Annotated in this window: 12 protein-coding genes; 2 read left to right on the plus strand and 10 right to left on the minus strand. The window is 46.7% G+C overall.

What is annotated here, in order from left to right:
- Window positions 1–220: 220 nt before the first annotated feature.
- The gene (locus tag NDK19_RS00165; protein ID WP_250629799.1) at window positions 221–1,663 is read left to right on the plus strand and encodes a trypsin-like peptidase domain-containing protein; all 1,443 of its coding nucleotides are present in this window, start codon (window positions 221–223) and stop codon (window positions 1,661–1,663) included.
- A gap of 159 nt (window positions 1,664–1,822) precedes the next feature.
- A complete protein-coding gene (locus tag NDK19_RS00170) occupies window positions 1,823–2,329 on the plus strand; it encodes a hypothetical protein (protein WP_250629800.1) in 507 nt (168 codons plus the stop codon).
- Window positions 2,330–2,394: 65 nt separating this feature from the next.
- Here NDK19_RS00170 and NDK19_RS00175 read toward each other — a convergent pair whose 3' ends face one another.
- The 10 genes from NDK19_RS00175 to NDK19_RS00220 all read right to left on the minus strand — a co-directional run bounded on the left by NDK19_RS00175 (window position 2,395) and on the right by NDK19_RS00220 (window position 13,467).
- Entirely contained in the window at window positions 2,395–3,150 is a 756-nt protein-coding gene (locus tag NDK19_RS00175; protein WP_250629801.1) for an SDR family NAD(P)-dependent oxidoreductase, read from the minus strand.
- A 188-nt stretch (window positions 3,151–3,338) separates the two neighbouring features.
- Window positions 3,339–3,998 carry a CoA transferase subunit B gene (locus tag NDK19_RS00180; protein ID WP_250629802.1) on the minus strand — a complete coding sequence of 220 codons (660 nt, stop codon included), beginning with the start codon at window positions 3,996–3,998 and terminating at the stop codon, window positions 3,339–3,341.
- Window positions 3,999–4,030: 32 nt separating this feature from the next.
- A complete protein-coding gene (locus NDK19_RS00185) occupies window positions 4,031–6,154 on the minus strand; it encodes a protein-disulfide reductase DsbD family protein (protein ID WP_250629803.1) in 2,124 nt (707 codons plus the stop codon).
- Window positions 6,155–6,174: 20 nt separating this feature from the next.
- Entirely contained in the window at window positions 6,175–8,211 is a 2,037-nt protein-coding gene (locus NDK19_RS00190) for a DUF3857 domain-containing protein (protein WP_250629804.1), read from the minus strand.
- A 40-nt stretch (window positions 8,212–8,251) separates the two neighbouring features.
- Window positions 8,252–10,111: a DUF3857 domain-containing protein gene (locus NDK19_RS00195; RefSeq protein WP_250629805.1), complete on the minus strand. Its 1,860-nt coding sequence runs from the start codon at window positions 10,109–10,111 to the stop codon at window positions 8,252–8,254.
- A complete protein-coding gene (locus NDK19_RS00200) occupies window positions 10,104–10,589 on the minus strand; it encodes an HNH endonuclease (RefSeq protein WP_250629806.1) in 486 nt (161 codons plus the stop codon). The genes NDK19_RS00195 and NDK19_RS00200 overlap by 8 nt, the downstream gene beginning before the upstream one ends.
- Before the next feature lie 94 nt (window positions 10,590–10,683).
- Window positions 10,684–11,214 carry an acyl-CoA thioesterase gene (locus NDK19_RS00205; protein WP_250629807.1) on the minus strand — a complete coding sequence of 177 codons (531 nt, stop codon included), beginning with the start codon at window positions 11,212–11,214 and terminating at the stop codon, window positions 10,684–10,686.
- A 78-nt stretch (window positions 11,215–11,292) separates the two neighbouring features.
- The gene (locus NDK19_RS00210; RefSeq protein WP_250629808.1) at window positions 11,293–12,024 is read right to left on the minus strand and encodes a 1-(5-phosphoribosyl)-5-[(5-phosphoribosylamino)methylideneamino]imidazole-4-carboxamide isomerase; all 732 of its coding nucleotides are present in this window, start codon (window positions 12,022–12,024) and stop codon (window positions 11,293–11,295) included.
- 115 nt (window positions 12,025–12,139) lie between these two features.
- The gene (locus tag NDK19_RS00215; protein ID WP_250629809.1) at window positions 12,140–12,958 is read right to left on the minus strand and encodes a DUF6048 family protein; all 819 of its coding nucleotides are present in this window, start codon (window positions 12,956–12,958) and stop codon (window positions 12,140–12,142) included.
- Complete coding sequence (locus NDK19_RS00220) at window positions 12,958–13,467, minus strand: DUF6452 family protein (protein WP_250629810.1); 510 nt, start codon at window positions 13,465–13,467, stop codon at window positions 12,958–12,960. Before NDK19_RS00220 ends, NDK19_RS00215 begins: the two co-directional genes overlap by 1 nt.
- Window positions 13,468–13,561 lie beyond the last annotated feature (94 nt).

Raw genomic sequence — 13,561 nt, forward strand, 5'->3', positions numbered from 1 at the left:
TGTTTAACAACATTTAACGCGGATGATACAACACCTTTTGCACGGGCGGCGTACATCTGTTTAGCATGAGTAAATGAGCAAAATAAATCGGCATTGCGGAATTCAGATTCAAAAAAACGGTGCAAAACCGTCTTATCCGCAACAACCCTAATAGGCTTAACTTTGCTCAAATGCTTAATTTTGCAGTACTTATTGTATCGTTCTTTTTACAGCTATTTTTATGAATCCATCCGTTAAGACAGTACTCATAGGCACTTTGTCCGGATTTTTAGGCGCTTATTTGTTCCATTTGAGCGGGCTTGGCATAGCTGAGTCAAGCTCTTCGCAACTAACCGACACAGCTCAGGCCGTGCGCTTCACTGACTATCGCCCACAATTTGCAGGACAACAGGCAGGCGATGCGCTCAATTTTACCGAGGCAGCCAAAGCAAGTACCGAAAGCGTGGTTTATATTAAAACAACCGCACTCAATCAGCGCAGCTATACATTTTTCGATTTGTTCTTTGATGCCCAGCCCCGCTACGACCGAGTGATGGGTTCAGGTTCGGGAGTTATTTTTTCTAAGGACGGCTACATAGTAACCAACAATCACGTGATTGCCGGTGCAACGGAAATTGATGTGGTACACAACAAACGCACCTATAAGGCCAAAATAGTGGGAACTGACCCCTCTACTGACTTGGCACTGTTGAAAATAGACGCACAAAATCTGCCTGCCATCCGCATTACTTCCTCCGAAACGGTTCAGGTAGGCGACTGGGTGCTGGCAGTGGGCAATCCTTTCAACCTGAACTCGACCGTAACGGCAGGTATTGTGAGCGCCAAAGGCAGAAGTATCAATATTTTGGAAAACGCGCCGTTCCCCATAGAATCGTTCATTCAAACCGATGCAGCCATCAACCCCGGCAACAGCGGCGGTGCATTGGTAAACACCCGCGGCGAGCTTGTGGGCATCAATACGGCTATTTTATCGCGTACCGGTTCTTATGCGGGTTATGGCTTCGCCGTACCTGTTGATATCGTAGTAAAAGTGATAGCCGACTTGAAAAACTACGGTCAGGTACAAAAAGCATTCTTAGGCGTAGATGTAATTGACGTTACCGAAGAAGTTTACAAAGATTTGAACTTAGACGAAATTTCAGGTGTTGTAATTACGTATATGGAACCCAAAGGTGCTGCCGAAAAGGCAGGGCTGAGAAGAGGAGATGTGATTGTGAGCATTAACGGCAAGCCAATAGACTCAAAAGTAAGTTTTGATGAACAATTGAGCTATTACAAGCCGGGAGAGAAGGTAAATGTACGTTTTAAGCGCGAAGGGAAGATAAACGAACGTCAGGTTGAACTGACCAACATAGACGGCTCAACTTCCATTTTTAAACGCGAAATCTATAAAGCCGAGCGGATTGGTGCAGAGTTAGAACTTGTTCCCAAAGCAGAGCGAACAAGGTTGAGTATTGAAAGCGGCGTGCGAATCAGCAAAATTACAGGGGGCTTGATGCGCCAAATGGGAATTGAAGAAGGATTTATCATTACTTCCATCAACGAACGTCCCATTCAGTCGCCCGAAGAATTGGCCGAAATTCTGGAGCGCATCCGCGGCAGAGTCATCATTAAAGGGGTAAGCAGAAACGGTACGAAAGGTTACTATTCGTACATGTTTTAGAAGATATCAATTTGCAGTCTGAGGTAAGTGTTTCTTGTCCAGACGGAGATTGTAAGTTTAGGTTTATTAATAGGTTTGGGTTCTCGCTGTTGCTTTTAGCAGCAGCGAGTCTTTTTTTGGTCTAATTTTGCGCCATCATGCTAAAAACTATCAGATAAGATGAAACGAGTTATTGTATATGTGTTGGTTATCGGTGCGCTCGCGCTTGCATTATTGCCCGGTTGCTCTTATTATGATACCGAAGAAGAAAAAGCCGATAAAGCGCTGTTGAGCAGCCACAAGTGGGCGTATGATACTATTGCAATGCGACTACTGATAGATTCTGTTTTTTATGCACACATGTTTTTGAAGCCAGAAGATACCGTTGGTATGAATGCCCGCATCAAAAACCTGCAAGTGTTTATGGTGCATATGGACAAGTTTGCCATCGAGTTTCGCCCTGACGGTATTTTTTGGGTAAAAGGCTCAGGAGCCAAGGAAGGTGCCACCGGCCAATGGACATTGGACGGCAAAACCATTCAAACAGAATTGACCGGAGCCAATGACATTAAAATTAAGGCGGAAATGACTATCCAGTCGCTGGATAGTGGCAAGTTTGTAGCCATTAACAAGGCACTTGAGAAAGATTTAGGACTGACAACGTTTGTTATGCGACCGGCGAATTAGAGGCAGGCATACTGACTTCTGATGAAATGAGTCATCCCAACTTTATGGAATGACTCATTTTATTTTTATCCTTCACGCTTCACAATGGTGCTGTTTGCCTGTGCGGTAGGCAACAGCAGTACCTCTGCCACATTGACGTGTGCCGGTCGGCTGGCAGCAAACCATATCACATCGGCCACATCCTCAGCGGTGAGTGGTGTCATGCCGCGATATACATTTTTTGCCCGCTCCGTATCGCCTTTGAAGCGCACAACGGAAAACTCGGTTTCTACCATGCCGGGGTTAATGGAAGTAACTTTGATATTGTGCTGATTCAGGTCTATTCTCATGCCTTTGGTAAGAGCATCAACGGCAAACTTGCTGGCACAGTACACGTTCCCGTTGGGATACACCTCCTGACCTGCCAGCGAACCGATATTAATAATGTGTCCGCGTTTGCGTTCAACCATTTGCGGAATAACAGCCTTAGACACATACAAAAGCCCCTTCACGTTAATATCTATCATCGCATCCCAGTCTGCAATTTCGCCTTCTTGAATTGGCATCAGCCCGTATGCATTACCCGCATTGTTTACCAGAATATCAATTTGGCGGAATGATTCGGGCAGAGAGGCAATTTTTGCCGCTGTGTCATCAGCATCGCGCACATCAAAATTGAGCGTATGCACCCGTACCAAAGCACCCAGTTCGGCAGCAAGGGCATCCAAACGTTCCTGTCGCCTGCCGCAAAGCACCAAGTCAATACCGTTGCGGGCAAAGGTGCGCGCAGTAGCCAGCCCGATTCCTGAGGTTGCGCCCGTAATAAGAGCTGTGAGTGTCATGTTCTACCGTTTTAAACTTATTGATGAGGTAAAGTTAGTTGCCCAAAGAAACATAACAGCAACCAAATCACACGCGTTAATTTAATCCCTAACTGTCAGATTAAGTGTAAACTATTATGCCATCACCTGCCCCCAATCAGCGGTGCATACGGCCTTCTTACAGCGTGCGTATTTTAAATTGCGCTTATTTACTCCAAAACAATCTCCGGAATTTCGCCTTCTATAATCAGCTTTCCTTCCGTTACCGAGCGGATGTAGTCCACGCTTACGCCCGGGGCGCGTTCCAGCAGTTTGAATCCGCCTTCAGGCAACACATCCAGCACTGCCAAATCGCTGACGATTTTCTTAACGCAGCGGATGCCCGTCAGGGGCAATGTACATTCTTTGAGAAGTTTAGATTTGCCGTCTTTGCTGCAATGCTGCATGGCTACAATGATATTTTTGGCAGAAGCTACCAAATCCATTGCGCCGCCCATGCCTTTAACCATCTTGCCGGGAATTTTCCAGTTGGCGATGTCGCCATGTTCGGACACCTCCATTGCACCGAGGATGGTCAAATCAACATGCCCGCCGCGAATCATGGCAAAACTGTCGGCAGAACTGAATAAACTCGAGCCGGGTATCATGGTTATGGTTTGCTTACCCGCATTAATCAGGTCGGCATCTACCTCCTCTTCCGTAGGGAAAGGGCCGATGCCAAGCAGTCCGTTTTCCGATTGCAGAACTACGTCCATTCCTTCGGGAATATAATTGGCCACCAGTGTCGGAATACCGATACCAAGATTTACATAATAGCCGTCTTTCAGTTCGCGGGCAATTCTTTTGGCGATTCCGTTTTTATCAAGCATGGTTTAAGTCGGGTTGTATGGGTTGCAACAAGTTAATTTTTAGCCATTTTCGCATTAAAGTTGGCTTTTCCTGCATCTAAGAAGCGGACAAAATTATCCACATTTTCATCGTATGCCACAGGCGTTACGAGCGGCAATTCGTCATGCCCCAGTAGCACATAGTAGGGCTGGGCGTTGTTGTTAAATCTGCTGATTTGCAGGTCGGCATTAATTTTACCGATAGTTTTTTTCACTTTACCGTCATAGGTAGAGGTAACCCATTCGCTTTCAGGAAGTTCTGTTGGGTCATCTACGTACAGCGCCAAAATGATGTAATCGTTTTGCAAACGTTGGAGTACTTCGGGCTTAATCCACACGTTGGCCTCCATCTTGCGACAGTTCACGCAACCGTGTCCCGTAAAGTCAATAAAAATGGGCTTATTTTCCTTTTTGGCGGCTGCAAGTGCTTCTTTGTAGTCAAAGTAACCTTTCAGTCCGTGCGGCAATTTGAATTTGTCGCCATACTTCACGTTCTGCGGCACATTGCTGTTATTAACTGCTGCTACGCCTGCGTTTTGGCGAATGAGGCTTACCAAATCAAAATCGTGGGTGGTTTGCGGAGGCAAATATCCTGAAAGTGCGGCTAACGGCGCGCCAAACATACCGGGCAGCAGATAAATCACAAAAGCAAAGGCCACCATAGCGGTCAAGAATCGGGGCACCCCGATTGATTCCACGGGGCTGTCGTGCGGCAGGCGAACCTTACCCAACAGATACATGCCGGCAGTCAGTGCAATGGCAATCCAGATGGCAATAAATATCGGGCGGTCGAGTAGTCCCCAGTGGTATACTTGGTCGGCCACGCTGAGGAATTTGAAAGCCAGTGCCAATTCAATAAAGCCAAGCACCACTTTTACCACGTTCAGCCAACCTCCCGATTTAGGCAGCCCGCTGAGCAGCGAAGGAAAGATGGCAAACAAAGCAAAAGGCAGCGCAAAAGCCAATGAAAAGGCAAACATGCCCAGCGCAGGTTTAAACAATGAGCCGCCTGCTGCTTCCACAAGCACCGTGCCCACAATAGGGCCTGTACATGAGAAAGAAACCACGGCCAGCGTTAATGCCATGAAGAAAATACCCGCCAAGCCGCCGCGGTCTGCCTGTGAGTCAATTTTGGTTGTCAGGCTGGCCGGCAGCACAATATCGAACATGCCGAAGAAAGACAGTGCAAACACAAAGAAAATCAGGAAAAACAGCACGTTGGGCAGCCAGTGAGTAGCCAACAGATTGGCAGCATCTGCACCGAAAATCAGCGAGAATATAATACCAATCAGCATATAAATGCCAATAATGGAAAGGCCGAAAATGATGCCTTTGCCGACAGCTTGCGCCCGCGATTGGCTCTTGCGGATGAAAAACGAGACCGTCATCGGAATCATCGGGAACACGCAAGGCGTAAGCAGGGCGAGCAGGCCGCTGAGAAAGGCTGCTATCATAAAGCCTGCAAGCGATTCCTCCGTAGTTGCTGCGGGCACGGTCGCCGATATGGTTGAAGCATCTTGCGTTGCGGTTGTATTGTTGACAGAAGCAGGCAGACTATCAGCGACAACTTCTCCTGCTTTTTCATTGGGCTGTGTTATTTCTGTAGGGGCGGTGGTTGGGGCTGTTTCCTGCACAACAGGCGCTCCATTGGCAGCAGGCAGCACTTTTACATCGCCGCCACCGATGGCAAAGTCATCTTCTAAGGGGATGCAACGCCCATCAACATCGGTACAAACCTGATAATTAACATTGGCCACTACGTTGAACCGCTCGCTGAGCACCCGCACAGTTTGCCGAAACTCGGCTTTGCGTTTGAAATAGGTGTATTCTCCTTCCCAAATAGGGTCGTATTTTTTCTTGGCACCAACGGGCTTAATGCCGCCTACCAATTCGTAGGATGAATTGGGAGTAAACTTAAACGTAGTAACTGTAGGCCCCAAATTAGGGTCAAAATCGGAAGAGTACAGGTACCAATCGCCGTCTATGGTGGCGGAAAAAATGATATCTACGGTGCTGCCAACCGCAACCTGTGCTTTATCAACTTTGGCAGTCCAGCTGATAGGTTTTTGTACTTGTGCCTGTGCGCCAATACCTATGAACAGCCAAAAAATAATGGCAATACTTTGCAAGTTTTTCATGCTTACAAAGTTAGTCAATTTTATTGTGCCTTTTGTATCACCAAAGTTACATAGCCGAAGTCAGCGGCACAGTTCTTTACCTTTTGGTAGGCTGCCGCAGCAGATTCCGGAATGGTTGCTTCGGGGAAATACTCCTCTACCGTAATAATCAGGGTATTGCCTTCCATCTGACCGGAGGCATGAAAACGGGCATAAACCGTATTTTCATGTTTGAGTATGGCAGATTTGTTTAATTCATCTGCATTAGCCACTTGCCAGCCTTCGGGGATTTGCAGACGTATTTGATAATGTCGCCCAAAAGGGTATTCGGGAGAGTTGTTTTTAATACCTGTTTCTACCATTTTCCCAATGCGCAACAGGCGATTTTCTCCGGCATATTCCAGCAGGCTGCCAGCTTTTAGATTAGCGCGAATGACCATGCCGGGCAAATTGCCGGTCAGGGATGTTTCTTCCCATGAAAGCCCCGTAACGGTTGCCTGTGGTATGTGGTATTGCACCACCTTGTGCATCAGCGCTTCAAATTCCTCCGTGCTTGCCTGACGGTGCCATTTGCGCAATAAGATAGCCAGATGGCCGGTAAGCGAACGCTCCCAGTAGGCATTTAAGGTTTCCATTGCCTCATCGGCTTGCAGGTGCAGGCAGTTTTGGTCTATGGACTGTGAAAAATCGCTTATGGGGAGGCTGTCAATCAGTTGTTCGGTAATGGGCTCCTCCCACTCATCAAACGGCGGGGTAACTACTAATGCCTGATTGCCCTGCAACATGGCAGGAATAATACCCGGCTCGTATTCTGCATATATTGGGGCAAAATAGCGGTCGGAGTTAGTGAAATGAAAAACAAACTCTTCCAGCGAATAGAGCGTTACAAAGTCGCTGTCAAAACCCATCCGATTGCGGTCGGCCGTTACAAGTATCTGATGCGGAATATCGGCAACGGTAAACAGCATGGCGTAGAGTTGAATAATATCCATGCGGCCGCCGATGTGCGTTTCCACAGTTGCAAGAGGCGATTCATGCAGGCGGTCTTCGTTGGGTTCTATGCGGACATTATCGGTAACAAATTTGATAATGGCATCAATTTTTTCCGCTTCACTGTTGGCATCTTTCACAATCGCTAATGCCTGTTGGCGCATCTGATTGATTTGTGCATCGCCAAGCATCCCGAAGTCATACACCATGTTGCGTATCATGCGCGAAATATCAGCCCATGTGTAAAGCGGTGTATCTCCTTCAAGGGCATTGTAAGACAATTTGTAATCTACCCGCATCAACTTTGCGGCTCTTTCATTTGCCTGTGTCATCCCCTGCATGTGTGCGTACAAAGAGTTTTTGCCCGGGTAGCGCAAAGGCAACATCCGCAAATCGGGGAAGTTGTTATAGCTTTTGGCCTCGAAAATGAGGTGTTCGGGTGTGATGATTTCAAATTCCAGATGCCATATGGGAACGGCAGTTTCAAAGGTTGCTCTGCCAAAAAATTGCGAATCTCGGCGGAGTTGGTAAATATATTCTACTTCGCTGCCTTGCTCGAGCCCCTCCAAAGCAAATATCAGATAAGCCCCTGTGTTGTCCACGTTCTCGAGCGAGCGCATAGCCTGCGATTCCACCTCCGTAATTTTTCCGGAAGGATGAACGGTGCGTGCTTTAATGGCAATCACCCGATTCACATCGGCCAAAGAGATATGTACTTTGTTGAAACGGTTGATAGCATCGCGGTTATTGATGCGAATGATTTTATGTACCGTTTCGTAGATATACATTTTTTCGTTATCCGCTTGCGAATATTCCAGAACGCGACGGTCGTTAATGACCACCGCATCGCTGTAAGACGTGTTGAAAGGGATGCCAATGGGGTTACGTTGCTCTTGCCAATCGTAATTTTCGTTTTCAAAAGTGCCGGTTGCAGATATGGCACCGGTTGCAACCTTGCCGATGGGTTTAGAGAACAAGTCGGCACTGAGGCCACCTGTCAGTACAGAGGCTTCAGATGTGTGAATATGGCAACATTGCAGACCTAACAGAATGCTGCAAATGATAAGTGTCGAAATTCGGAAAGTCAAGTTTCAGGCGTTTTGAGGTATAAACGTATGAATGTACGAATTATTTGTTTACTGGGTTAAAAATAATGTTTTGCCTAACGGCTATGTTGTAAGATTCTGCAAACTTTTGCCATGCGGCAATGCTGTCGGCAGTAATAGATAGCGAATTAACAAAAATAGTGCGCACAATCATTATACCGTCGTTTTTTTTCTCGTAGCGAACGGAAAAGCCGAAATCGGGGTATCGGCTGTCGGCATCGGGCGGCAGAAAAGCAACCTCCCATCCTTCGGGCAACTTGATAAATTGCTTGTGGATAAGTGTAAAGGCATATTCTAACTCCCAATGATTGAACAGAATGGCCGTCGGCAACCATTTTTCCTGATAACGGGCTGTTATGGCATGAGGATTAAAAAATATCTGTCGGTTTTGATGAATCATCGCATGATGCGCCGTATAACTGTATTGTATTTGCTTGGCCGTATCGGACGAAACGGGTTGTGTTTGCCACACTTCCGTTGCAATATTGCGGCTGTTAAACAGAGGCTGCCTGTTGTGAAGTTCGCCTTTAAAGTAGCCGCTCCCACTCATGCTACCTGTTACTCTGATTGTATCGGCAGGCATGAGCATAACTACGGCGCTGTCTTGTAAAACATTGTGCCTTGCCTCCGCAATCGGTACGGTTCTGATTTCATAGCCGTACCGCGATTTGCCTATGAGCGCTTCTTTGCCCTGAATCATGGCAGAAGGCATACCGAAAGGCAAATCGGGGTCTGTAGCATCCAGAAAAAACAGGCGGTTGTCTATCTGCACGGCAGCAATCATATGGTTATCTGCCATGGGCGTGGGTAACTCTGTATAGCGATAGGGCAAGCGGCGTGTGCCAATCCACGTAAAATAGGCTTCAATGCCTGCTCGCTTCATGAGTGCCACCAGCAGGGCAGTCATGTCTTTACAGTCGCCATAGCGTTTGCGCAGCACGTCGGCGGCCTTTCTCGGAATCAGCCCACCGTACCCGTCCTCAAAAGCAATGTATTGAATATTGTGCTGCACCCACTTAAAAATGGCGCGTGCTTTTTCTTCCGACGATTGTAAGCCTGCCGTCAGGCTGTCCGCTGTCTGTTGTAAAAGGTTGCCATTGTTTTCTTCATCTGTGCCGGAAACCAATCCGCCATACCACGAGTACAAGTCGGCCACATTGGACAGCATCGGTATTTTTAGTTTGTCGGATATGCGGTAATAAGCAATCCGCGGGATAATATGCGGTGCTCGGTAGCTAATCTCTTGTTCTCCCTCTTTTTTTCGGAATACAGGTATGTTGCTTGCTTTCCAAGTGTACACCCAATCTTTCCGATGCTTTTTTTGCTGAAATACAACTTGTGTGGTATTAAAAGTTGAGAAATTGAGCTTAATGTGTCGGTCGCAGTGGATTTCAAACTCACTCTGCTGAACGGGCAGCGCAGCATTGAAATAGTAAGCCCCCAAAAAACGCGGCTCTGAGAGTTCCTCCGTGTAGTGGAGGTAGGAGGTTGCGCCGCTGATAACCCCCTGAAAAAGGAAGGTGCGCTCCATGTAGTCGTCATAGAAAATGCCCGATTGCACGGCGCTCTGGTCGCTGAATCGGGTAACATGAAGCGTATCGCCTTTGGGAGTTACGGTAAAGGCTTTGACGGTCAGCAGTTTGTTAAATTTAGAGTAGCCGATTCGTTCTATGGCCGACAGGTTAGCACGCTGCGTACCATGCCTGATTATCAGCAGATTTTCGGCTGAAACTTTTATTTGCTGCTGAACAAATCGCAAATATAATATGCGCTTTTTATAAAGAATAACCGTAGGAACTTCCTTTACTTCTGCATAGCCGATAGCGGCCGGCAGCAGGAACAAAATAAAATTAACGATGCGATAAAATCTATTTCTAATCAATATCATTCAGGCTGTTGGTAATACCAAAGCGCTTCATCGACTCTTCGTTGTAGGCTTTTGCCGCAGCTTCCGGGGTATCAAAAACTCCCAGATAAATTCTTTCGCCTTTGTCGTAAATAACGGCACGATACTTTTTACCGTCTTTTGAAACGCCTCGGTAGTGATGATGCGAACTTTGCTGCCGCCTCAGATTCGACATTGTTGTCCATTCCAAGTTTTCTATGCGGCAGTCCAGCTTGTTGCCGTTTTTCATTCTTACGAAAAGTTTCTTGCCTGCGTTGGGCTTTTGCAGGAATTGGTCTGCCAGTAGTTTGTGCATGTAGTAAGTTTGTATGCGCCCAAATTGGGTAAATTGAAGCACCGCATAGCCGGCAGAATGGATACGCCAGCCCTGATCCATGCCTTTCTTTTTGAGAAAAGAGAAACCTTGGCGGCATAGCTTAACCTTGCAGTCGGAGTTAATCAGTTGCAGATACATACGCAGATAGCCTAAAAAATGTGGATTGAAAATTTGTATGCAACTAATCTATACAAACGAAAAATTACTTGCAAATATTCAAGTGATTTATTGCCTACAATTGCTGTTTTTTTGCTTTGTATTGTGCTGATATCTGCTTGATGCGCTCATCAAACGGCGTTTTTTCAAAGTCAAAGTCCTGATAATGAATAGCTTTCAGATAATTCATCACCTCCGGATGGTGCATCTGCTTTTTACCGGTTTTAATATCCACATATTTTAAGGTTGTCCACAAAAGCGACTTAAAAGTTACATCCTCCTCACAAGCCATTACGTATTCAATCACGGCGGTATCGTCGGTGTAATGAATCAGGCGTGAGTAGATAGTAACCCATTCGCCTACCATGGCCGAGCGGACATAGGCAATCTGATGGTTGTAAACTACCCACGCTGCCTGAAACTGCTGAAAAATATCCAGCGGATTGAGGCCGTACAGTTTAGGTACTTGGTCTTCGCGTGCGTTGAAAAAATAGTCAAAATACTTGGCGTTGTTCAGATGCTTCAGCGGGTCGCAGTCCTGAAAACGAATGATAGACCGTGAAACGGTTTCTTTTGGGTAGATTTTATTTGGGTCTATTTGCAACATGGAGCAAAAATAAAAAACAACCTTGACAAAGTAGTTTCTTTGACAAAGTTGTTTGTAAAAAAAACTATCGTATAATGGCTATGCCTTTGCATAGAAAGACTCAAAGTCTTTCAGCGTGATTTTTCCTTCGTAGAAGGCCTTGCCGATGATGGCTGCATAGATGCCCATATCTTCAAGTTTGCGTATATCGTCTAAGCTGCTGATGCCGCCGCTTGCCATAATGCGCAAGTCGGGAAAACGTTTCAGCAATTCGGCATACAGGTCAAAGGCAGGGCCGGAAAGTGTGCCGTCTTTTTCGTTGCTGGCACATTTGAGGTACAGCAGGCTTTGATTGTAGAACTGTTCCACAAAATCAAACAGGTCTATGTTGGTGCCCTTTTGGCGGCCTTTTACGGCTATTTTATTGCCTGCTATTACGTCTGCACTCAAAATCACTTTGTTGCGGCCGTAAGTAAACAACCACTCCGTAAAGATGTTGGGTTGATGGGTTGCTATAGAGCCTACGGTCATCATTTTGGCACCATACTCAAAAACAGTGGCAGCTTCGCCATCGTTGCTGATGCCGCCGCCAAAGTCCACTTCTATATTCGTGTGGCGGGAAATCATACCCAGCACTTCGTAGTTAGATACTTTACCGGTTCGTGCGCCGTCTAAGTCTATCAGGTGTAACCTGCGAATGCCGTGTTCTTCAAACTGCTGTGCCAATTCCAAAGGGCTTACATCGTAGGTGGTATAGTCGTCGTAATTGCCTTGTTTCAAGCGCACGCATTTACCACCTAAAACAGACATAGAAGGGATTAATTCAATCATTTCTTTTCGTTTAGAGGTTCAATAACAACCCAATTTAAGCGAAAAAAACGCAAATCCCTATTCTCGCCGTTAATTTTTATGCTATTAATTTTTTGTGAAGGTATTTATGCGTTGTTTACAGGTTCTTCACAAGCGGAATCCGATAATAGATGTGGTAGTTAAACGACAACTTCATGTTGCTGCGTATGGTGCCGAATCCGGGCACTTCGTTGGGGAGCAAACGGTCGGTATCGCTCGGGCGCCCGGCAAATTTGATGCGGAACGTATAGCCCAGATACAACTCGCGCCATACTGCCACGCGCAGCCCCGTAGTCAGTTCCATCCAGCGATAGTTCAGGCGGTCGCTGATTGTTTCCGAAAATAAAGGAGCAGCGGGCGTGCCATTGAACCCCCATGGGGTGCTTAGGGCGGTGTATGCGGCTTCTTGCGCAAAATTGGCGCGGGCATAGCGCCAACCAATCAGGACGGCGTTTTTTCTGTCGGTAAAAGTTTTGTGCAATACGTTGTAGTCAAAACCTATGCGCCAGTAAGTGCCTGTATTGCTGTAACTGACATTGCGAAGGCTGTCTGCCGCATTGCGTTCCCGAGAGGTAGATGAATAGCCGACATCAGCAATCAGAAAATTTTTGTTTCTATTGAAGGCCATGTCGGCGGTAAGTTCAAAACGAGTGGTATTGGCATAAAAATTTTTCAGGTTTTCGCCAATGGTATTTCGGCCGAAAGGTGCACTTACCGCGCCATTCAGCCAGTAAGATAAGTCTGTGCCTACACGCAGGGCATATGGCCGAAACGATTGAGCTTTTGCCCATGCTTTCAGCCGTTTGCTAATCGGCTCGCGCAAGGTATCAAGCGTAATGGGTTTGGGTTGAGCCTGTGCGGAAAGGCATAGTAAAACAGCCGCAACGAATAGTAAAAAAGATTGTCGGAATATCATTACCAGAATAAGCGAATATGAACGGTATCGGCACGTAAAACAACAGGTCGTGCAGCAATTTGTGCCGAGTCATACGGATTTTTGATAATCTGCAAGTTCTCAATGCGTCGGTCGTAGCCGCAGTCAGGAGAAACAATGCTCAGGATGCGTTTGTAAGTCAGCACTAACGTATCGCGTCGGGCGGGCGAGTCGGCAGGTGCGCCCGGTCTTCTGCCAAAAAATACAAACAGCGACGTATCCCGCGAGGGGTCTAAGGGCAATACCACACTGTTTGGCACGGGATTTTCGGAAGTGATGCTGCTGTACAGAATGCGACCGGCACGGTAAATCGTAATACCTTTACCCGTTTGTACAGAATCAAACCCCGGAGCGAGCACGCGCGTGCTACCCTTCCGATAAAATCGCACGATAGGTTCGCTGGAATGACGCGAAGTGAACACACAATCTTCACAAGCAGCCAAAACCAACAGACCGTACAGGCAAACAAAACCGCGAATCAGTTTATTCATGAATGCAAAACTATTGAATTTGGCGGTTTAGCAGCCTTGCAAGGTTGTTAAATAACCTGAAAGATAGGTACTTTGAAAACGAGTGAGTAAATTG

The sequence above is a fragment of the Rhodoflexus caldus genome (genome assembly GCF_021206925.1).
GTDB classification, from domain to species: domain Bacteria; phylum Bacteroidota; class Bacteroidia; order Cytophagales; family Thermoflexibacteraceae; genus Rhodoflexus; species Rhodoflexus caldus.

Coding starts and splice junctions, on each gene's coding strand:
- NDK19_RS00215 (WP_250629809.1), bottom strand. CDS start 12,958: ATGATATTCCGACAATCTTTTTTACTATTCGTTGCGGCTGTTTTACTA.
- NDK19_RS00175 (WP_250629801.1), bottom strand. CDS start 3,150: ATGACACTCACAGCTCTTATTACGGGCGCAACCTCAGGAATCGGGCTG.
- NDK19_RS00200 (WP_250629806.1), bottom strand. CDS start 10,589: ATGTATCTGCAACTGATTAACTCCGACTGCAAGGTTAAGCTATGCCGC.
- NDK19_RS00170 (WP_250629800.1), top strand. CDS start 1,823: ATGAAACGAGTTATTGTATATGTGTTGGTTATCGGTGCGCTCGCGCTT.
- NDK19_RS00185 (WP_250629803.1), bottom strand. CDS start 6,154: ATGAAAAACTTGCAAAGTATTGCCATTATTTTTTGGCTGTTCATAGGT.
- NDK19_RS00220 (WP_250629810.1), bottom strand. CDS start 13,467: ATGAATAAACTGATTCGCGGTTTTGTTTGCCTGTACGGTCTGTTGGTT.
- NDK19_RS00210 (WP_250629808.1), bottom strand. CDS start 12,024: ATGATTGAATTAATCCCTTCTATGTCTGTTTTAGGTGGTAAATGCGTG.
- NDK19_RS00205 (WP_250629807.1), bottom strand. CDS start 11,214: ATGTTGCAAATAGACCCAAATAAAATCTACCCAAAAGAAACCGTTTCA.
- NDK19_RS00165 (WP_250629799.1), top strand. CDS start 221: ATGAATCCATCCGTTAAGACAGTACTCATAGGCACTTTGTCCGGATTT.
- NDK19_RS00180 (WP_250629802.1), bottom strand. CDS start 3,998: ATGCTTGATAAAAACGGAATCGCCAAAAGAATTGCCCGCGAACTGAAA.